16 protein-coding genes and 2 pseudogenes are annotated in these 18525 nt (G+C 72.5%); 7 read left to right on the forward strand and 11 right to left on the reverse strand.

Annotated features, from left to right (window positions below):
- Positions 1 to 34: 34 nt before the first annotated feature.
- From MF605_RS01370 to MF605_RS01390, 5 genes are read right to left on the reverse strand one after another with little or no spacing between them, the layout of a single operon-like run.
- A complete protein-coding gene (locus tag MF605_RS01370; RefSeq protein ID WP_134415994.1) occupies positions 35 to 1216 on the reverse strand; it encodes an acyl-CoA dehydrogenase family protein in 1182 nt (393 codons plus the stop codon).
- A gap of 46 nt (positions 1217 to 1262) precedes the next feature.
- Complete coding sequence (locus MF605_RS01375) at positions 1263 to 2114, reverse strand: CoA transferase (protein ID WP_044658735.1); 852 nt, start codon at positions 2112 to 2114, stop codon at positions 1263 to 1265.
- Positions 2111 to 4288: a 3-hydroxyacyl-CoA dehydrogenase NAD-binding domain-containing protein gene (locus MF605_RS01380; RefSeq protein ID WP_049147533.1), complete on the reverse strand. Its 2178-nt coding sequence runs from the start codon at positions 4286 to 4288 to the stop codon at positions 2111 to 2113. Before MF605_RS01380 ends, MF605_RS01375 begins: the two co-directional genes overlap by 4 nt.
- 46 nt (positions 4289 to 4334) lie before the next feature.
- On the reverse strand, positions 4335 to 5549 hold the full coding sequence (locus MF605_RS01385; protein ID WP_036336657.1) for an acetyl-CoA C-acetyltransferase: 1215 nt from the start codon (positions 5547 to 5549) through the stop codon (positions 4335 to 4337).
- 45 nt (positions 5550 to 5594) lie between these two features.
- A complete protein-coding gene (locus tag MF605_RS01390; protein ID WP_044658733.1) occupies positions 5595 to 7277 on the reverse strand; it encodes a long-chain-fatty-acid--CoA ligase in 1683 nt (560 codons plus the stop codon).
- A gap of 218 nt (positions 7278 to 7495) precedes the next feature.
- Here MF605_RS01390 and MF605_RS01395 point away from each other — a divergent pair, with 218 nt between their 5' ends.
- The 3 genes from MF605_RS01395 (at position 7496) to MF605_RS01405 (ending at position 11562) form a co-directional block, all read left to right on the forward strand.
- A complete protein-coding gene (locus MF605_RS01395) occupies positions 7496 to 8101 on the forward strand; it encodes a TetR/AcrR family transcriptional regulator (RefSeq protein WP_044658732.1) in 606 nt (201 codons plus the stop codon).
- Positions 8102 to 8370: 269 nt separating this feature from the next.
- Positions 8371 to 8937 (forward strand): DinB family protein, encoded by a 567-nt coding sequence (locus tag MF605_RS01400; RefSeq protein ID WP_010080071.1) that lies wholly within the window; start codon positions 8371 to 8373, stop codon positions 8935 to 8937.
- A 93-nt stretch (positions 8938 to 9030) separates the two neighbouring features.
- Positions 9031 to 11562, forward strand: a complete 2532-nt coding sequence (locus tag MF605_RS01405; protein WP_134415992.1) for an HAD-IC family P-type ATPase — start codon at positions 9031 to 9033, stop codon at positions 11560 to 11562.
- A 6-nt stretch (positions 11563 to 11568) separates the two neighbouring features.
- Here MF605_RS01405 and MF605_RS01410 read toward each other — a convergent pair whose 3' ends face one another.
- Positions 11569 to 12390 (reverse strand): hypothetical protein, encoded by an 822-nt coding sequence (locus MF605_RS01410; RefSeq protein WP_134415990.1) that lies wholly within the window; start codon positions 12388 to 12390, stop codon positions 11569 to 11571.
- A gap of 125 nt (positions 12391 to 12515) precedes the next feature.
- Between MF605_RS01410 and MF605_RS01415 the strand changes: the two genes are divergently transcribed.
- On the forward strand, positions 12516 to 12968 hold the full coding sequence (locus MF605_RS01415) for an acyl-CoA thioesterase (protein ID WP_073117263.1): 453 nt from the start codon (positions 12516 to 12518) through the stop codon (positions 12966 to 12968).
- 35 nt (positions 12969 to 13003) lie between these two features.
- On the opposite strand, the gene MF605_RS01420 is transcribed toward MF605_RS01415, so the two are convergent.
- Genes MF605_RS01420 through MF605_RS01430 form a run of 3 tightly spaced genes read right to left on the reverse strand, consistent with a single transcriptional unit; the run spans position 13004 to position 15065 of the window.
- The gene (locus MF605_RS01420) at positions 13004 to 13639 is read right to left on the reverse strand and encodes an energy-coupling factor transporter transmembrane component T family protein (RefSeq protein WP_036313856.1); all 636 of its coding nucleotides are present in this window, start codon (positions 13637 to 13639) and stop codon (positions 13004 to 13006) included.
- Positions 13639 to 14400 (reverse strand): energy-coupling factor ABC transporter ATP-binding protein, encoded by a 762-nt coding sequence (locus MF605_RS01425; RefSeq protein WP_073117261.1) that lies wholly within the window; start codon positions 14398 to 14400, stop codon positions 13639 to 13641. Before MF605_RS01425 ends, MF605_RS01420 begins: the two co-directional genes overlap by 1 nt.
- The gene (locus tag MF605_RS01430; RefSeq protein ID WP_036381852.1) at positions 14397 to 15065 is read right to left on the reverse strand and encodes a biotin transporter BioY; all 669 of its coding nucleotides are present in this window, start codon (positions 15063 to 15065) and stop codon (positions 14397 to 14399) included. Before MF605_RS01430 ends, MF605_RS01425 begins: the two co-directional genes overlap by 4 nt.
- 299 nt (positions 15066 to 15364) lie before the next feature.
- Between MF605_RS01430 and MF605_RS01435 the strand changes: the two are divergent.
- Both MF605_RS01435 and MF605_RS01440 read left to right on the forward strand, forming a co-directional pair.
- Positions 15365 to 15556, forward strand: a pseudogene (locus tag MF605_RS01435) (DJ-1/PfpI family protein); the annotation flags it as partial.
- A gap of 177 nt (positions 15557 to 15733) precedes the next feature.
- Complete coding sequence (locus MF605_RS01440; RefSeq protein ID WP_225348738.1) at positions 15734 to 16558, forward strand: aldo/keto reductase; 825 nt, start codon at positions 15734 to 15736, stop codon at positions 16556 to 16558.
- Between the two features lie 97 nt (positions 16559 to 16655).
- On the opposite strand, the pseudogene MF605_RS01445 reads toward MF605_RS01440, so the two are convergent.
- Together MF605_RS01445 and MF605_RS01450 are read right to left on the reverse strand one after the other, a co-directional pair.
- Positions 16656 to 16892: pseudogene (locus tag MF605_RS01445) on the reverse strand (ISL3 family transposase); the annotation flags it as partial.
- Positions 16893 to 16976: 84 nt separating this feature from the next.
- A complete protein-coding gene (locus tag MF605_RS01450; protein ID WP_010080056.1) occupies positions 16977 to 17342 on the reverse strand; it encodes an ArsR/SmtB family transcription factor in 366 nt (121 codons plus the stop codon).
- An 81-nt stretch (positions 17343 to 17423) separates the two neighbouring features.
- Here MF605_RS01450 and arsB point away from each other — a divergent pair, with 81 nt between their 5' ends.
- Positions 17424 to 18515: an ACR3 family arsenite efflux transporter gene (gene arsB / locus MF605_RS01455; RefSeq protein WP_036381392.1), complete on the forward strand. Its 1092-nt coding sequence runs from the start codon at positions 17424 to 17426 to the stop codon at positions 18513 to 18515.
- Positions 18516 to 18525 lie beyond the last annotated feature (10 nt).

The following is an 18525-nucleotide window of genomic DNA, read 5'->3' on the forward strand; positions in this document are numbered from 1 at the left end:
TCCTGATCTGGTGGGGATGGTCGTCGGAGGGGGTTCAGAGGAAGGCGGAGTGACCGGTGAGGCCGCGGCCCACGATCAGCGAGTTCACCTCGTAGGTGCCCTCGTACGTGAAGATCGCCTCGACGTCGCAGAAGAACCGGCCGAGCCCGACGTCGGCGAGGATGCCGTTGCCGCCCATCATCTGCCGGCCCAGCGCGGCCGACTCGCGGCACATCTGGGAGGTCTTCAGCTTCACCAGGGAGGCCTGCGTCATGGACACCTCGCCGGCGGCCTCCAGCTGCACCGCCCGGTGCGCCATGCCCAGGGTGGCCGCCAGGTTGGCCGCGATCTGCACGAGCAGGGACTGCACCAGCTGGTGCCCGGCGATCGGGCGGCCGAACTGGGTGCGCTCCAGCGCGTAGCGGCGGGCGGCGTCGAGGATGCCCTGCTGCGCGCCCACGGCCTGCCAGCCCAGGCCGTTGCGGGAGCCCAGCAGGATCACGTTGGTGTCCGCGAAGGTGTTGGCCTTCTCCAGCTTGTTCTCCGCCGGGATGCGCACGTCCGTGAAGGTGATGTCCGCGTTCTGGACGATCTTCACCGCGGTCTTGTGCTCGATCTTGGTGGCCTCATAGCCGGGGGTGTCGGTCTCCACGATGAAGCCCTTGACCTGGTCGTCCTCCTCGTCCCGGGCCCACACGATCGCGATGCGGGACATGGTGCCGTTGCCGATCCACCGCTTGGCCCCGTTGATCACCCACTCGTCCCCCTCCCGGCGGGCCGTGGTGGCCATGCCGCCGGCGACGTCGGAGCCGTGCTCCGGCTCGGTCAGCGCGAAGCAGCCGGTGTACTCCATCGCGTACAGGCCCGGCAGCCACGTCTGCTTCTGCTCCGCCGAGCCCAGGGCCTCCAGGGTGGCCCCGACGAGGTCGTTGTGCAGGGCGAAGTAAACGCTGAGGGAGATGTCCGCGCGGGCCAGCTCGGCCATCAGGTGCCCGCGGAACAACGGGTCCTCGGTCATGCCGCTGATGTGGTTGTAGCCCAGCTCCCCGACGCGGCGGGCGATCTCGTGCGGGAACTCGTCCCGGCTCCAGGCCTCCGCCACGTGCGGGGTGACGATCTCGGCCAGGGCGGCGCGGATCTCCGTGAGCTCCTCCTGCTGCTCGGGCGTCAGGAGGCGGTGGTACTCGAGGACGTCGACGTCGATCAGCGAGCGGGTGCGGGAATCCGTGGTGGTCATGAGGGGCTCCTGGAGGTCGTTCGAGGGGGGTGCTGAGTCGTGGGGGTCAGGCGGTGGGGCTGGCCAGGGCGGTGAGCGGGATGCCCCGCTCCTCCCCCCATGCCTGCCAGTGGGCGGCGTCGTGCCGGGAGAGGGCCTCGGTGAGCTGCGCGCGGACGTCCCCGTCCGCGTCCAGCCCGAGGCCCTCGACAAGCGCGGCCGCGAAGTGCGGCTCGAGCGCGCCGACGGCCACATGGCCCTCGGCCGCCGGATACACCCCGTAGTGGGGCAGGGCCCCGCCCAGGGGGCTGCGCGGGCCCGTCATGCGGTGCCGGTTGGGCAGGGCCAGGGCGTGCGCCGCATCGGCGAGCGCCACCGTGGCATGCCCGCCGTCCCCGTCCGCGCCGCGGGCCCACAGCAGGGCCAGCGCGGCGGAGACGGCCCGCTCGGCACCGTGCAGATCCGCCGCGAGGATCCGCGGTGGAGCCCCCGGCGCCAGCAGGCCCGCCGCGGCCTGGTAGTTGATGTCATGGCCTGGCACGTCCGTGCGGTCCCCGTCGTATCCGGTGATGTCCACCTGGCAGATCCGCCGGTGGCGGGCGCGGACGGCGTCGGCGTCCAGGCCCAGCCGGCGCAGCGCCCCGGAGCGGTGGGAGGTGAGGAACACGTCCGCCTCGGCCAGGATCTGCTCCATCTCGGCAGCCCCGGCCTGGGACTTCATGTCCACGGTGCGCACCGACTGCCCGCGGTGCAGCTCCTCGTAGAGGGCCGGCACCAGGGTGGCCACGGGGTCCCCGCTGGGCGGGAGCACCGTGACGATGTCGGCGCCCAGCTCCTGCAGGCGGGCCGCGGCGACGGGCCCGGGCAGGTTCAGCGCGATGGTCACCACGCGCACCCCGGCCAGCGGTGCGGCGCTCATCGGCCCGGCCCCTCGCCTCGCTCGGCCAGCTGCCGGAGGGTGTCGCCGGGACGGAACCGCTCGCCGTAGCGGTCGGCCAGCTCGTCGGCGCGGGCCACGAACGCGGCCGGTCCGCCCTCGCGGTGCGTCATGAACGTCACTGGCCCACCGGTGTGCGGCGGGAAGCCGATGCCGAACACGCCGCCGAGGTTCGCCGAGGGGGCGTCGGTGAGGACGCCGTCGTCGAAGCAGCGGGCCGTCTCGATGGCCATGCGGTACAGCAGGCGGTCCTGCAGGTCCTGCTCGGGCACGTCCGCCCCGGTGGCGAAGTGCTCGGCCAGGCCTGGCCACAGGTGCTTGGGGCCCTGTTCCGGGTACTCGTAGAAGCCGGCGCCCTGAGCGCGGCCCGGGCGGCCGAACTCGTCCACCATGCGCTCCACCACGCGCTCGCCCGGACGCACCGGACGCTCACCGCCGGCCTCGGCGACGGCCTTCTCCTCCTCGCGGCGGATGTGCTGGATCAGGGTCAGGGAGACCTCGTCCATCATGGCCAGCGGGGAGGCCGGGAAGCCGGCGTGGCGGGCCGCCCGCTCGATCCGCTGCGCGTCCACGCCCTCCTCCACGAGGGCCGCGGCCTCGAGCACGAGCGTGCCGTAGACGCGGGAGGTGTAGAAGCCGCGCCCGTCGTTGACCAGGATGGGCAGCTTGCGGATCTGCTGCACCAGGTCGTAGGCGCGCTCCACCGTGCGCGGGGAGGTCTGCTCACCACGGATGATCTCCACGAGCTTCATCCGGTCCACCGGGGAGAAGAAGTGCAGGCCGATGAAGTCCTGGGAGCGCTCCCGCGGGCCCTGCAGCAGGGTGATCGGCAGCGTGGAGGTGTTGCTGCACAGCAGGGTGTCCGGGCCGACCACCTTCTCCACCTCGGCGAACACCGAGTCCTTGAGCTCGACGTCCTCGAACACGGCCTCGATCACCGCGTCCACGTGCGCGAGGTCCTGATAGTCCTCGGTGGGCTGCACGCGGGCCAGGACGGCGTCGGCGTCCTCGCGGCTCATGCGCCCCTTCGCCACGCGCCCCTCGAGGAGGGCGCCCACCCGCTCACGGCCGCGCTCGGCGGCCTCCAGGCTGACGTCCTTGAGCATCACGTCCACGCCGTTGAGCGCGAGCGCGTGGGCGATGCCCACGCCCATCATCCCGGCGCCCAGCACCGCCGCCGTGGTGATCGTGCTGCGCTCGCGGGAGGGACCGCCCAGGGCCGCGCCGGAGCGCAGCGCCTGCATGTCCGAGTGGAACGCCTGGATCATGGCGGAGGAGGTGTGGCCCGTCACGAGGGACACGAAGTACCGGGTCTCGATGCGCGAGGCGGTGTCGAAGTCCACCTGCGAGCCCTCCACCGCGGCGCTGAGGATCGCCTTCGGGGCGGGCAGGTCCGCGCCGTGGAGCTGCCGGCGCAGGGTGGCGGCGAACGCGGGCAGGCGGGAGGCGAAGGAGGCCTGGGCGGGGGTGCCGCCGGGGATCCTGAAGCCCTTGACGTCCCAGGGCTTCGCGGCGGCGTCGGCGTCGTCGCGGTGCTCCAGGATCCAGCGCTTGGCGGCGGGCACCAGGTCCGCGGGGTCGGTCACGACCTCGTCGATGATCCCCTTCTCCATCGCGGCCCGGGCGTCGCGGGCGGTGCCCTGCAGCAGCCACTCCATCAGGGCGCGCTCCACGCCCACCATGCGCACCAGGCGGGTGATGCCGCCGCCTCCGGGCAGCAGGCCCAGGGTGACCTCCGGGAGGCCGACCTTCAGCCCCGGGTCGTCCACGGCGATGCGCCGGTGGCAGGCCAGGGCGATCTCCAGGCCGCCGCCGAGCGCCGTGCCGTTGATCGCGGCGACCACGGGGCGGCCGAGGGTCTCGAGGCGGCGCAGCTGGCCCTTGACCCGCTGCGTCAGCGCGAACACGGACTCCACGTCCTCGGGGCCGGCCTGGGCCAGGGAGTCCAGGTCGCCGCCGGCGAAGAAGGTCTTCTTCGCGCTGGTCAGGACGACGCCGGTCACCGTGTCCCGCTCCGCCTCCAGGCGGTCCACGACGGCGTCCATCGCGTCCTGGTACCGCTCGTTCATCGTGTTGACCCGCGCCTGCGGGTCGTCCATGGTCAGCGTGACGACGCCGTCGGCGTCCTGGTCCCAGGTGATCATGTGCTCACTCATGCCGGTGCTCTTCCTGCCGTGCTGGTCGGTCGGGTGGGTGGGGCGCTCAGACGCGCTCGACGATCGTGGCGACGCCCATGCCGGCGCCGATGCAGAGCGTGGCGATGCCGGTCCGCAGGTCGCGCCGCTCGAGTTCGTCCACGAGGGTGCCGAGGATCATGGCGCCGGTGGCCCCCAGGGGGTGGCCCATGGCGATCGCGCCGCCGTTGACGTTGGTCTGCTCCTCGGTCCAGCCCATCTCCTTCATCAGCAGCAGCGGCACGGCCGCGAACGCCTCGTTGATCTCCACGAGGTCGATGTCCGCGGCGGTCATGCCGGCCACCTCGAGGGCCTTGCGGCACGCCGGGGTGGGGCCGGTGAGCATGATGGTGGGCTCGGAGCCGACGACGGCGGCGGAGACGATCCGGGCCCGCGGACTCATCCCGGCCCGCCGGCCGGCCTCCTCGGAGCCGATCAGCGTCAGCGCGGCGCCGTCGACGATGCCCGAGGAGTTGCCGGGGTGGTGCAGGTGCTCGATCCCCGCCAGCGAGCTGTACTTCTCCAGCGCCACGGCGTCGAAGCCCGCCTCCCGGCCCAGCGCCTCGAAGGAGGGCTTGAGCGTGGCCAGGGTCTCCACGGACGAGTCGGGGCGGATGGTCTCGTCCCGGTCCAGCACGGTCATCCCGTTCATGTCCGTCACCGGGACCACGGAGCGGGCGAACCGGCCCTCCTGCCACGCCGCCGCAGCACGGCGGTGGCTCTGCGCGGCGAAGCGGTCCAGCTCTGCGCGGCTGAATCCCTCACGGGTGGCGATCAGGTCCGCGGAGACGCCCTGCGGGACGAAGTCGGTGGCCAGGGAGGTGGCCGGGTCCATGGCCCACGCGCCGCCGTCGGAGCCCATGGGCACGCGGGACATGGACTCCACGCCGCCGGCCACGAGCAGAGACTCCCAGCCGGAGCGGATGCGGGCGGCGGCCTGGTTCACGGCCTCGAGCCCGGAGGCGCAGAACCGGTTCAGCTGCACGCCGGCCACGGTCTGCGGCAGGCCCGCCTTGAGGGCGGCCACCCGGGGCAGGACCGCGCCCTGGTCGCCCACCGGGCTGACGCAGCCGAGGATCATGTCCTCGATGTCGGCGGGGTCGAGCCCCTCATGGCGGTCGCGCAGCGCGTGGGTCAGGCCGACGACGAGGTCGATCGGCTTGACCTCGTGGAGGGAGCCGGAGGGCTTGCCGGCACCGCGCGGCGTGCGGAGGGCGTCGTAGAGGAAGGCGTCCTGGGTCACGGGGTCTCCTGGGGTCGGGGTGGGTCTGGGGAGGTGGCGGGCCGGTCAGCGGCCGGAGGTGAGGGCGTCGGCGTAGTCGGCGCGCAGCTTGCGCTTGTTGACCTTCCCGACGCCGGTCCGGTCGATCTCCGTCACGAAGCGGACCTCGTCCGGCAGCTGCCAGGTGGCGAAGCGCTCGGCGAGTGCGGCGAGGACGGCGTCCTGGTCGACGTCGGAGTCCTCGTCCCGCACCACGAGGGCCAGAGGACGCTCCTCCCACTGGGGGTGGGGGACGCCGATCACGGCGGCGTCGCGGACCCCGGGGACGGTCATGATGTGGTTCTCCAGGTCGATCGAGGAGATCCACTCGCCACCGGACTTGACCACGTCCTTCAGGCGGTCGGTGACCTTGAGGTAGCCCTCCGGGGAGAGGTAGCCCAGGTCCCCGGAGCGCCAGTAGCCCTCGTCGTCGAAGCCGGCCTCGGTGGCCTCGGCGTTGTCCGCGTAGGAGGTGGTCACCCAGGGCCCGCGCAGGCGGATCTCGCCCACGTTCTCCTCGCCGGGCGGCAGCAGCTCGCCCAGGGGGTCGGTGATCTTCACGTCCACCCCGACGACGACGAGGCCCTGGAACCGCTTGAGGTTCCACCGCTCATCCTCGGAGAGGGTGTCCATGAGGCTCGGCTTCATGCGGTTGAGGGAGACGATGGGCGAGGTCTCCGTGGCGCCGTAGGCGTGGATGACCTCCGCGCCGGTGAGCTCGTCGAAGCCGCGCATCATGGCCACGGGGGGCTCGGTCGCGCCGCACAGCAGGCGCACGCCGTCCATCCGTGGGGGCGTCTCGAGGGTGCGGAGGTGGTGGAGCATCGGCATGAGGATCGCGGGGGATGCCGGGGCCACGGTGACGCCGTGGTCCACGAGGGTGGAGGTCAGCCACGGAGTGTCCGTGAGGTTGAACCGGCCCGGCAGCACCAGGCGCGCGCCCACGGCGACGGCCGCGAACGGCAGGCCCCAGCACTGCGCGTGGAACATGGGGGTCAGCAGCAGGGCGGTGTCCGCCATGGTCATGCCCAGGGTGGACACCACGGCGTGCGCGTGCAGCCAGGTGGCCCGGTGCGAGTAGAAGACGCCCTTGGGACGGCCGGTGGTGCCCGTGGTGTAGCAGGCGCCGGAGGCGGAGCGCTCACTCACGTTCGGCAGCCCCGCTGTCTCGAGCGGCTCGTGCCCGTCGAGGAGGGCCTCGTAGGAGAGGACGTCGTCGCGACCGGCCCAGTCGGCGGGGAGCTCACCGTCGCCGGCCATGATCCAGCGGATGCCGTCGGGCAGGTGCGGTTCGAGCGCGGTGGCCAGCTCCAGAAGGGTCTCGTCCACGATGATCGTCCCCACCTGCGCGTGGGTGATCACGTAGGCCAGGTCCATGGGCGCCAGGCGCAGGTTGAGCTGCACCATGGTCGCGCCCAGCAGCGGGACGGAGAAGTAGGACTCGAGGTGACGGACGTCGTTCCACAGCAGCAGGCCGACCCGGTCCCCCGGCCCGACGCCCTCGGCGTGCAGGGCCGCGGCCATGCGGCGCACCCGCTCCCACACGGCCGCGTAGGTGGTGGTCTGCCACGGGGAGCCGCCGCCGCGGGTGTGGATGATCTGCTGATCCCCGAAGGTCCGGGCGGCGTCCCGCAGGAGGCGGGTGGTGGTGAGCTGCTCGTCGTCGCCCATGGTGGACGGGGTGCCGAGGACGGTGTCGGTGGTCTGCATGGGTCCCCCTGGGAGGTGTGGTGGTCGCGGAGGCGGGCGGCAGTCGTCTGTGACATGCCTCACTGAGCTGATGTTGCACACTCAAGCACGATGTTGCACTAGCGTGCAAGAAGGGTGCGGGGGGCGTTTCGATCCCTGCCGTAGGGTTCAGCGAGCCCCCGCATCCTCATCTCCCGACCACGGGCCATCCCATCCGCCGACCCAGCCCCGAGGACCCGATGAACACCCCCCTGCCCTTCGACCAGGACGATCTCTCCTCCCCCGCGCGCCTGCGCCTGGCGGCCCTCGAGCTGTATGCCGAGCGGGGGGTCGAGATGGCCAGCGTCCGCGAGATAGCGCAACGGGCCGGCGTCGCCCCCGGGCTGGTGCGGCACCACTTCGGCAGCAAGGCGGGGCTGACCCGCGCCGTCGACGACGACGTGCTGCGCCTGATCGCCGCGACCCTCGACGAGGTCCCGCTCGTGGGCACCCCACAGGAGGTGTCCGCGGCCCGCGACGCGGCGTTCGCGGACCTGCTGGCCGACCACCCGGTGGTGGGGGCCTACGTGCGCCGCTCGCTGCTGGAGGCCGGCGGGGAGACCGAGTCCCTGCTGGAGCGCCTCGTGGACCTGACCACGGAACAGACCGAGCGCCTGCGCCGGTCCGGCTTCGCCCCGCGGCGCAGCATGCCGACGTCCGTGTTCGGCACCGTCATCCGGCAGATGGGGCACTTGATGGTCGACCCGTCGGCGGACCGCATCTGGCGCCGGATCGCCGAGACCCAGGAGGGCGCCGCCGAACAGGCGAGCCCGCGGGTGCGGCTCGTGGTGGATCCGCCGCGGTGAGCAGGATCGCCGCCCACCGCGGCGGCGTCCGCGTACGCCTGCGCCGCCCAGTCCTCGCTGACCCCGACGAGCTCCTCCGGGTCCTCCTGGGTGGCCACGACGCCGGCCCGCCCGTTCCGGGAACGCCTGCGGTCGGTATGAGCGCACTTTGCAGGCTCAGAGCGACCGCACGCGTTCCAGGTCCGCGGGCGCCCCGCCCCCACCCGCCCCCGCCCCCGCACGCGCCGTTTCCCGAACGAAAACGCGAGGTGGGGCGTAGCCTGGCCGCCATGACCACCGTGTTCTACGACGACCAGGGCCGCCCCGAGCCGCCCTTCGCCGCGGGCGAGGCCGCCACCCTGCTGGGCTTCCTCGACTTCCTGCGCGCCACGATCGAGTGGAAGACGGCGGACCTGGACACGGCCGCGCTGCACCGCCGGCTGCCGGGGCACCCATCCGCGATGACGCTCGGCGGCCTGCTCAAGCACCTCGCGTTCGTCGAGTTCTGGTGGTTCGAGGCCGTCGCCCTCGGCGAGCCCACCTCGGCGCCCTGGGTGGGCGCGGACTTCGACGCGGACCCCGACTGGGACTGGCACAGTGCGGCGCAGGACTCCGCGGCGGACCTGCGCGCCCTCTGGCAGGGCCAGGTGGAGCGGTCCCGGCAGATCGTGGTGGACCTGCTCGCGGCGGACGGCGACGACGGCGCCGCGGCCCTGGCCCGCGCCCACCGGATCCGGGAGGGGCGGGACCCGGTCTCGCTGCGGTGGATCCTCACCCACATGATCGAGGAGTACGGCCGCCACGCCGGCCACGCCGACCTGCTGCGCGAGGGCATCGACGGCCAGACCGGCGAGTGAGCCCGCCCCACCCGCAGTCCCGCCTGCGGTCGCACCCGGGTTCATCCCCTCGTCGGATGCCCGGCCCCGCGCCGGCTGGGTAGATTCTGTGCCATGGCCTCCCCCTCCCCTGCGTCCGCGCACCCGTCCGCCCCCGAGAGCGGGATGGGCCTGGGGTTCACCGGGGTGGAGGGGCTCACCGGGCTCACCGCCGCCGAGGTCGCCGAGCGGGAGGCCGCGGGCCTGGTCAACGTCCAGTCGCGGGACACGTCCCGCTCGCTGGGCCAGATCCTGCGCGTGCACGTGTTCACGCTGTTCAACCTGGCGATCGCGCTGTGCGCCGTCGTCGTGATCCTGATGGGCCGCTGGCTGGACCTGCTGTTCTCACTGGCGGCCGTGGCCAACGTGGTGATCGGCGTGGTCCAGGAGTACTCGGCCAAGCGGAAGCTGGACCGGATCGCGCTGCTGCACCAGGACGACGTCGTCGTCATCCGGGACGGGGCGCGCGTGCCCCTGCCGATGGCGCAGATCGTGCGGGACGACGTCGTGGTGCTGCGCCGCGGCGACCAGGTGCCCGTGGACGGCGAGGTCCTCGTCTCGGACGGCCTGGACATGGACGAGGCGCTGCTCACCGGGGAGAACGACCCCGTGCCGAAGACCCCCGGGGACGCCGTGCTCTCGGGCTCGGCCGTCGTGGCCGGCGCGGGCCTGGTACGCGCGACGGCGGTGGGCTCGGCCTCGCACGCGGCCCGGCTCAGCGCCGAGGCCCGCCGCTACTCCGCCATCCACTCGGAGCTGCGCGGCGCCCTGGAGAAGGTGGCCCGCTGGCTGACGATCGCCCTGGTGCCGATCATCGCGGTGATCGTGCACGGCCAGATGACGGCGGTCGGCGGCTGGGCCCTCGCCCTCTCCCAGCCGCGCGAGGCCGCCCTGGAGCCCGCGCTGATCGCGTCCGTGGCGGCGGTGACCAGCATGATCCCGCAGGGCCTGGCGCTCATGACGACCATCGCGTTCGCCGTGGCCGCGCTCAAGCTGGCCCAGCAGGAGGTCCTCATCCAGGAGCAGCCCGCCGTGGAGGTCTTGGCCCGCGTGGACACCGTCTGCCTGGACAAGACCGGCACCCTCACCGAGGGCGGCGTCCGGTTCGACCGGCTCGCCGCGCCCGCCTCGGCCGACGCGTCCCCGGACGCCCACGACGACGGCGCCCCGGCCGAGGTCGCCGACGGGGCTCGGGCCGTGCTCGCCTGGTTCGGCGCGGACCCGGACGTGAACCCCACCGCGGCGGCCCTGCGCGAGCCCTTCACGGCCGTCCCGGCCGTGGACCCCGCGGCCCAGGTGGCGTTCTCCTCCGCGCGCCGGTGGTCGGCGGTCGCGTTCGGCCCCGAGGCCGGGGCCGCGGCCGGCACGTGGCTGCTCGGTGCGCCCGAGGCCCTCGTGGACGAGCGGCTCCTCGGCCCCGATGCCGCCCAGGCCGTCCGCGCCCAGGTCCACGCCGACACGGACGCCGGCCGCCGCGTGCTGCTGCTGGCCCGCACGGACGAGCCCCTGATCGGGGATGCGCTGCCCGCCGGAGGCGTCCCGGTCGCCGTCGTGACGTTCCGCGAGAACGTGCGCCCGGACGCCGCCGAGACCCTCGACTACTTCCACGCGCAGGGCGTGCGGACCGTGGTGATCTCCGGGGACAGCCCGCGCACCGTGGCCGCGGTGGCGCGCGAGGTGGGTCTCGAGGTGGCGGGCCAGGCCTACGACGGGCGCACCCTGCCGGAGGACCCCGGCGCGCTCGCCGACGTGATGGCCGAGCACGACGTGTTCGGCCGCGTCAGCCCGGACCAGAAGAAGGCGATGGTGCAGGCGCTGCAGTCCCGCGGGCACGTGGTGGCCATGACCGGCGACGGCGTGAACGACGCCCTGGCCCTGAAGACCGCGGACCTGGGCATCGCCATGGGCAACGCGGCCCCGGCCACCAAGGCGGTGTCCCGGATGGTGCTCCTGGACGGGCGCTTCGACCGCCTGCCACGCGTGCTCGGCGAGGGCCGCCAGGTGATCGCCAACATGGAGCGGCTCGCCCACATCTACCTGACGAAGACGACGTACGCGCTGCTGTTCGGCGTGGTGTTCTCCCTGTTCGCGTGGCAGTTCCCGCTGCTGCCACGGCAGGCCTCCACCGTGGACTTCATCATGATCGGCGCACCCACGTTCTTCCTCGCCCTGCTGCCGAACCCGCGCCGCTACGTGCCCGGCTTCCTGGGGCGGGCGCTGCGGTTCGCGATCCCCTCCGGCGCGGTGATCCTGCTGTCCATGGTGACGTTGCAGACGTACGTGCGCCTCACCGCCGGCGACGTCGACCTGCCCCGCCAGCAGGCCGCCTTCATGATCACCCTGACCCTGCTGGGCCTGTGGGTGCTCAGCGTGATGTCCCGGCCGCTGAGCGCGCGCGTGGTGGTCCTCATCCTGGCGATGTACGCGGTGCTGGCCGCCGTCGTGCTGGTGCCGGCCTCCCGCTGGTACCACCAGATGGAGGTCCCGCCCACGGACGTGCTCGTGGCCGCGCTGGTGATCGCGGCGCTCGGGTGCGGACTGATCGAAATCATCCACCAGGTGCACCGCCGCCACGTGGCGAGGGTGCTGGCCGCCGCGGGGGCCTGAGACCCCTCAGCGGCGGGCGCGACGCACGGCGGCCCGGTAGTCGAGCCACGTCCACACCAGCACGACGACGGCGACCAGCGGGTACGCGACGTCCCACGCGCTGAGCCGCTCCCCGGCCACCACGCCCGGGAGACGGGTGGCCAGGATGATCCCCACGAACGCGGTGACCGCCCAGGCCCGCCGGCGGGGCGCGGCGACCCGGTCCTTCTGGAAGCCCGCGGCGTACGACTCCGGGGAGCCGAGCTCCTCGGCCAGCGGGCGCCCGGCCGCGGCCCCGCGTGCCCGCGCGTCACGGACGATCTCGCCCACCCGCGCGTCGGGCAGGTCCTTGCGCAGCCGCAGGACGCCGGCGAGGCGGCGGGCCCAGGCGTCGTCGTCGAGGGCGGCGGGGGGCTCCCCCACGGGCCGGCGGGCCGCCGGGAGCAGCCGGTGCGCGAGCCAGGCGAGGCCCGCGCAGACCGGGGCGACGGCGAGCAGCCAGAACGTGCTCCCGGTGAACAGGTGCGTCTGCGCGTTCACCTCGACGAGCCACCAGGCGAGCACCAGCCCGAGGGCCAGGAGGGCGGCGACGGCCACCAGCGTGGCGGCCAGCCGAGGGACGCGGACGAGGAGCCGCTCCCAGAGGGCCATCACCGCCACCCCGGCCAGACCCATGAGCACCGGGGCCAGCAGCAGCCCCCACGTGTAGTCGGTGGTGAGCCCGTCCCGGAGCAGCCAGACCAGGCAGAACAGGACGGCGTTGCCGGCGGCGACCGTGAAGCCGAGCACCGGCACATCGCGCCAGGTGGCGTCGGGTGTGGCGGGGTCGGGGTGGGGGCGGATGGTCATCGGCCGGGTCCCTCCTGTGTGCTCCGTTGCGGATCCCTTCCGGCGACCCTACGGCCCGGTCGAGCATGTCTCCGCATCGGGCGCCCTCCCTCGTGCCGGCGTCGGCGTCGCTCTACCGTGGGGCCATGGACTCCACGCTCTTCACCCGTTCGGCCGACCGCGCCGCCCACGACGACGTCAACTTCCGCACCCGCAAGTGGGTCAAGCCGGAGGACCTCAACGCGAACAACACCCTCTTCGGCGGGTCGCTGCTGCGCTGGGTCGACGAGGAGGCGGCCATCTACGCGACCCTGCAGCTGGGCAACCCGCGGTGCGTGACGAAGCTGATCTCGGAGATCAACTTCCTGGCCTCGGCGAAGCAGGGCGACATGATCGAGATGGGCCTGCGCGCCACCGAGTTCGGGCGCACGTCCCTGACCATGCGGGCGAAGGTGCGGAACATCGTGACCGGCGAGATGATCCTGACCATCGACAAGATCGTGTTCGTGTCCCTGGGCGAGGACGGCAAGCCCGCGCCCCACGGCTTCACCGAGATCACCTACGACCGCGACCGTCTGCCCCTGGACAACCCCCTCTGAACCGGCCCGCCCCCAACGCGGGAGGGCCGGGGGCTCTAGTCGATGCCGCGGGCGGCCAGGGCGTCCCCGACGTCGTCCGCGTGCTTGAAGCTGAGCACCAGCAGCGGCAGCGCCCAGGCCCACGGCGCCATCCGCACCCCGCGGGCGGCCTGCGCATGCCGGATCTGCTCGGCCAGCGCCCGCAGGTGGCCGATCGAGGAGAGCACCAGGCCCATCGCCAGGCCCACGCGGTCGGCGCGGAACCCCGCCCGCGCCAGGCGCGGCCCCGCCCACGGGATCCGCTCGACCGGCCGCAGCACCGCCTCGGCCGCCCCGGTCATGTCCGCGATCCGGGTGGTGCGCGTCAACACCTGCGCGGTGAGCACGAGCCCGAGCACGCGCGCCACCATGAGTCCGGCGGCGAACGCGTCGGTGAAGATCCACTGCGCCGCGAACAGGACCACGTAGAACAGCCACAGAGCGCGCAGGTCGGAGGCGATCATCGCCGCACCGCGCCGCAGCCCGAAGCCCACGAGATACGCGGTCACGGCACCCACCACGGCGGCGCCCGCGGTCCACAGGGACAGCGGCAGCAGGGTCAGGGCCAGCACCCACACCGCGAACAGGCCCGTCTTGAGGCCGGCGCGGGCGTGGTGCAGGGGCGAGTCGCCGTGGATGTACAGGGAGAGCATCAGCGCAGCTCCGCCGCCACGGCGTGGTCCAGGAAGCGCTCGTACGCCTCGACCACGTCCTCGGCCGGGCCGGTCCGCTCCACACGGCCGCCGTGGATCCACACCGCTTCGTCGCACGCACGGGCCAGCTCGAGGTCGTGGGTCACCAGCAGCAGCTGGAACCCGTCCGGGGCCGAGGGGTCGGCGGCCAGCAGCCGGTCGGCCACGATCCGCCGGTGCCGGCCGTCCAGCAGGGAGGTCGGCTCGTCGGCGATCACCAGGGACGGCCCGGCGGTCATCACCGAGCACATCGCCAGCCGCTGCGCCTGCCCCGAGGACAGGGACAGGCACGCCCGGTCCGCGAGCGCGGTGAGCCGGTGCTCCTGGAGCGCCGCGGCCACGCGCGCGGCGACGTCGTCCTTGGTCAGGCGGCGGCCGACGTCGTCCCGGAGCGACTTCACGGTCAGCTCCACGTCCTCCCGGACGGTGGGCATGACCATCTGCGCGGCCGGGTTCGCGAACACGAAGCCGACGGTGCGGCGCAGCGCCTTCACGTCCCGGACGGCGTCCACCCCGTGCACGGTCACCTCCCCGGCGACGACGTCGGCCAGCCCGGCGATCGCGCGGGCCAGCGTGGACTTGCCGGAGCCGTTCTCCCCGATCACCGCCACACGCGGGGCCGTGAGGGTGAGGTCCACGCCGTCGAGGAGCACGACGACGCCCTCGGGGCCGTCGGCCTCGACGCGGACGCCCGTGAGGGTGACGGAGCGATCCGGGCTCATCGGAAGGCGCGGGGGTAGGCCTTCCACAGGCCGACGATGAGGATGACGGCCACGACGAGCTTGATCAGGTCACCGGGCACGAACGGGGCCATGGAGAGGACGGCGGCACCGAACTCCATCCCGGCGATCCCGACGAAGCCGAGCACGCCGAAGAAGTAGACCATCACGACGCCGCCGATCAGCCCGGCGACGGCCGCGCCGAGCGCGACCCGTCCGGCGCCGAGGCCGGGGCGGGCCCGGGAGGTGAGGGCCCAGAAGATCAGGCCGACGATCAGCGCGGACGGGATCCAGCCGAGGATGAAGCCGGCCGTCGGGCCGGCGAACACGCCCAGGCCGCCGCGGCCGCCGCTGAGCAGCGGCAGGCCGAGCGCCACGAGGCCGGCGAAAAGCGCCATCGAGGCGGCCCCGCGCCACGGGCCGAGGATCACACCGGCCAGGATCACGGCGATGTTCTGCAGCACGATCGGGGCGGGCACACCGGCGACGGCGATCGGCGGCACCAGCCCGAGGACGGCCATCAACGCGGTCATGACGGCGATGCGCGCGAGGCTGCCGCCGGCGGAACCGCGACGGGGGCGGCGGCCGGTGTCGGCGGGGCGGTCCGCCGTCGTGGTGGCCGCGGGGCGGACGTGGCCGTCATGGGACGAGGGCACGGAAGTGCTCATGGAGGGACTCCTGGTGCGGAAGCGAGTGCGAGGGGGCGCTCAGCCGAGGCGCGGGGCGCATGGCGAGTGCCCGACGGGTTGAACAGTGTTCAGGAGTCTACTGCAGGGGCGAGGGTGTGGGCGGCCGGGGTGCGTTCCCGGGGCGACACCGAGGCAGCGGTCGGCTTGGGCGTTGTGCTGACCGGCGATCAGCAGGAACGAGGTCTGCGGCCCGCCGAGCATCTCGCGGACCGCGGCCAGTACTGGCGAGCGGGGGCGTAAGGCGGGGTGGCCGGGCAGTCCGGGCAGGGCCATGACGTCTCGTGACCGGCCGGGCCCTGACCTCATTCCCCAGCATCCGCACCGACCTGCGCAACGCCGGCGTGAACGTGGTGGACCAAGAGGCCGCCCGAGACGGGAACCTGGCCACCAGCCGCTCACCCGATGACCTCTTCCCTGTGTTCCGCCGTGGGAGTACTGTCCAGCCCACCAGCGCCGGAAACCGCTCGTGAGCAGCCCGGTACGCCACATGGCACAGGCGGGGCTGACGACCAGCTCGACACCCGGCACCTCGGTACCCGCCACCCTCCTATAAGCCGGCACCGGTCGAGGACGCGTCGGCCCTTCGAGGATCTCAGCCCACGTCCCACCTCAGGACAACCAGAAGGAAGTGATCCCGGATGCGACGGATGACGCTGCCGAGCGGGGAGTCCATCCCTGTGCTGGGCCAGGGCACCTGGGGCTGGGGTGAGGACCCCGGCCGCCGCGGCGACGAGGTCGCCGCGCTGCACGCCGGCCTCGAGCTGGGCATGACGCTGGTCGACACCGCCGAGATGTACGCCGACGGCGGCGCGGAGGAGGTGGTCGGTGAAGCATTGGCGGGTCGCCGCGACGAGGCGTTCGTGGTCAGCAAGGTCATGCCGTCCCACGCCTCCCGTTCCGGCACGATCGCGGCCTGCGAACGCAGCCTGAAACGCCTGGGCACCGATCGGATCGACCTCTACCTGCTGCACTGGCAGGGCAGGTACCCGCTGCAGGACACCGTCGCGGCCTTCCACCATCTCGTCGAGGACGGGAAAATCCGATACTGGGGCGTCAGCAACTTCGACCACCGGGCCCTCGCCGACCTGCAGGACGTGCCGGGCAGCGGCGGGCTGGCCACGGATCAGGTGCTGTACAACCTGTCGCGGCGAGGACCGGAGTACGACCTGCTGCCGTGGTGCGCCGACCACCAGCTGCCGGTCATGGCGTACTCGCCGATCGAGCAGGGCCGCATCCTTCAGGACACGACGCTGAACGACGTCGCGGCCCGTCACAGCGTCAGCCCCGCGGCGGCGGCCCTCGCCTGGGTGCTGCGCCGCGACTCGCTCTGCACGATCCCCAAGGCGAGCAGCCCGCAGCACGTGCGAGACAACGCCACAGCACTGGACGTGGAGCTGACCCGCGAAGACCTGGATGCTCTGGACCGTGCGTTTCCGCCCCCGAGCGGACCGCGACCACTGGAAATGCTGTGACCCTGCCCAAGGGCGCAGCCCGGTCGTTCCGGGCAGTGCGGACAGCGCAAGTCTCCGAAGGACCTGCCTGTCACCTCCTCCTGAACCTGTGCACGCCATCCATCAACTCCTTTCCTCGGGCCTTGTCGGGTTCGCGGTAGGCGCTGATCATCCGCTGGCAGGTCCCCCAAGTGGCCTCGAGCCGGGCCCTCTGCTTGTCGGTGAGCAACCCGGTTCCGGCGTGCAGGGTTCGACGGGCGGAGTAGAGCGGGTCGCCCGTGCGGCCGCGGTGGCCATGCAGGTCCTGCTGGACCCGGCGGTGGCAGCGGACCAACGCGTCGCCGGCTAACCGGACTGCGAGCGACCGGCGTCGTGGACGCAGACGAACAGGACACTGGGCCGTGCGGTCAGGAGGATCTCCAAAGTCGGCGGCGGGGGTTCAGGCGATGTCGAGGAAGGAACGGAGCTCGGCGAAGGCCGACGGCACAACGGAGTAGTGCGCCCAGCGGCCCTTCTGCTCGCGCGTGAGCAGGCCAGCGTCGACGAGCTTCTTCATGTGGTGACTCACGGTCGGCTGGCTGATGCCCAGCGGCTCGGTGAGATCACAGGCGCAGACCGAATTGCAGCCCTGAGCAGCGACATGGGACAGAAGCCGGAGACGGGTCGGGTCGGAAAGCGCCTTGAGCAAGGACGCGATCCTCTCGGCCTCGACGCTGTCGACGGGCCCCGCTGAGAGCGTGCAGCACTCCTCAGGGCCGTTCATCGTCTCGAGCCCGGCAGCTGTGATCGCGGTCGTCGTGGACATGCCCCCACCTTACATTGACAGTCATCGATGTGAAGCATAGCGTTCGCATCGATATCCGTCGATGGAAGGTGTCGAAGCCCGATGAGTACGACCACCAAGGATGTGGAGCAGCCCCGCGTGATGAAGGAGATGTCCTTCCTCGATCGCTGGCTCCCGGTGTGGATCCTGGCCGCCATGGCAGTGGGTCTCCTGCTGGGACGGTTCATCCCCGGCCTGAACACCGCGCTGGAGGCGGTGAAGATCGGATCCGTGTCCCTGCCCATTGCGATCGGACTGTTGGTGATGATGTACCCGGTCCTGGCGAAGGTCCGCTACGACGAGACCCGGCGCATCGGCGCGGACCGACGCCTGCTGGTGACCTCGCTGGTGCTGAACTGGATCGTCGGCCCGGCACTCATGTTCGCCCTGGCCTGGATCTTCCTGGCCGACCTTCCAGAGTACCGCACCGGCCTGATCATCGTCGGACTCGCACGCTGCATCGCGATGGTCCTCATCTGGAACGACCTCGCCTGCGGTGACCGAGAAGCAGCCGCGGTGCTGGTCGCGATCAACTCCGTCTTCCAGGTGATCGCCTTCGGTGCCCTGGGCTGGTTCTACCTCCAGGCGCTGCCATCCTGGCTGGGGCTGCCGACCACGTCGGCCGAGTTCTCGATCGGCGCGATCGTCCTCAGCGTGCTGATCTTCCTCGGGATCCCGCTGGTCGCAGGGTTCCTGACCCGCATCCTCGGTGAGCGAGCCAAGGGTCGGACCTGGTACGAGGAGCGGTTCCTCCCGAAGATCGGCCCCTGGGCGCTGTACGGGCTGCTGTTCACCATCGTGCTGCTGTTCGCCCTCCAGGGCGACGCGATCATCTCCGCACCGGGGGACGTGGCCCGCATCGCCCTGCCGCTGCTGGTCTACTTCGTCGTCATGTTCCTGGGGTCCTTCCTGCTCGGCCGCGCGATCGGCCTCGACTACGCGAAGTCCACGACCGTCGCGTTCACGGCCTCGGGCAACAACTTCGAGCTCGCCATCGCCGTCGCCATCGGCACCTTCGGAGTCACCTCCGGCCAGGCCCTCGCCGGCGTCGTCGGCCCGCTGATCGAAGTCCCCGTCCTCGTCGCCCTCGTCTACGTCGCCCTCGCTATGGGGCGGCGCCTGTTCCCCGGCGACACCACCGCCCCCACCCGATGACCCCACAGAA

Source organism: Micrococcus luteus (assembly GCF_022664405.1).
In the GTDB taxonomy this organism is placed as follows: domain Bacteria; phylum Actinomycetota; class Actinomycetes; order Actinomycetales; family Micrococcaceae; genus Micrococcus; species Micrococcus luteus.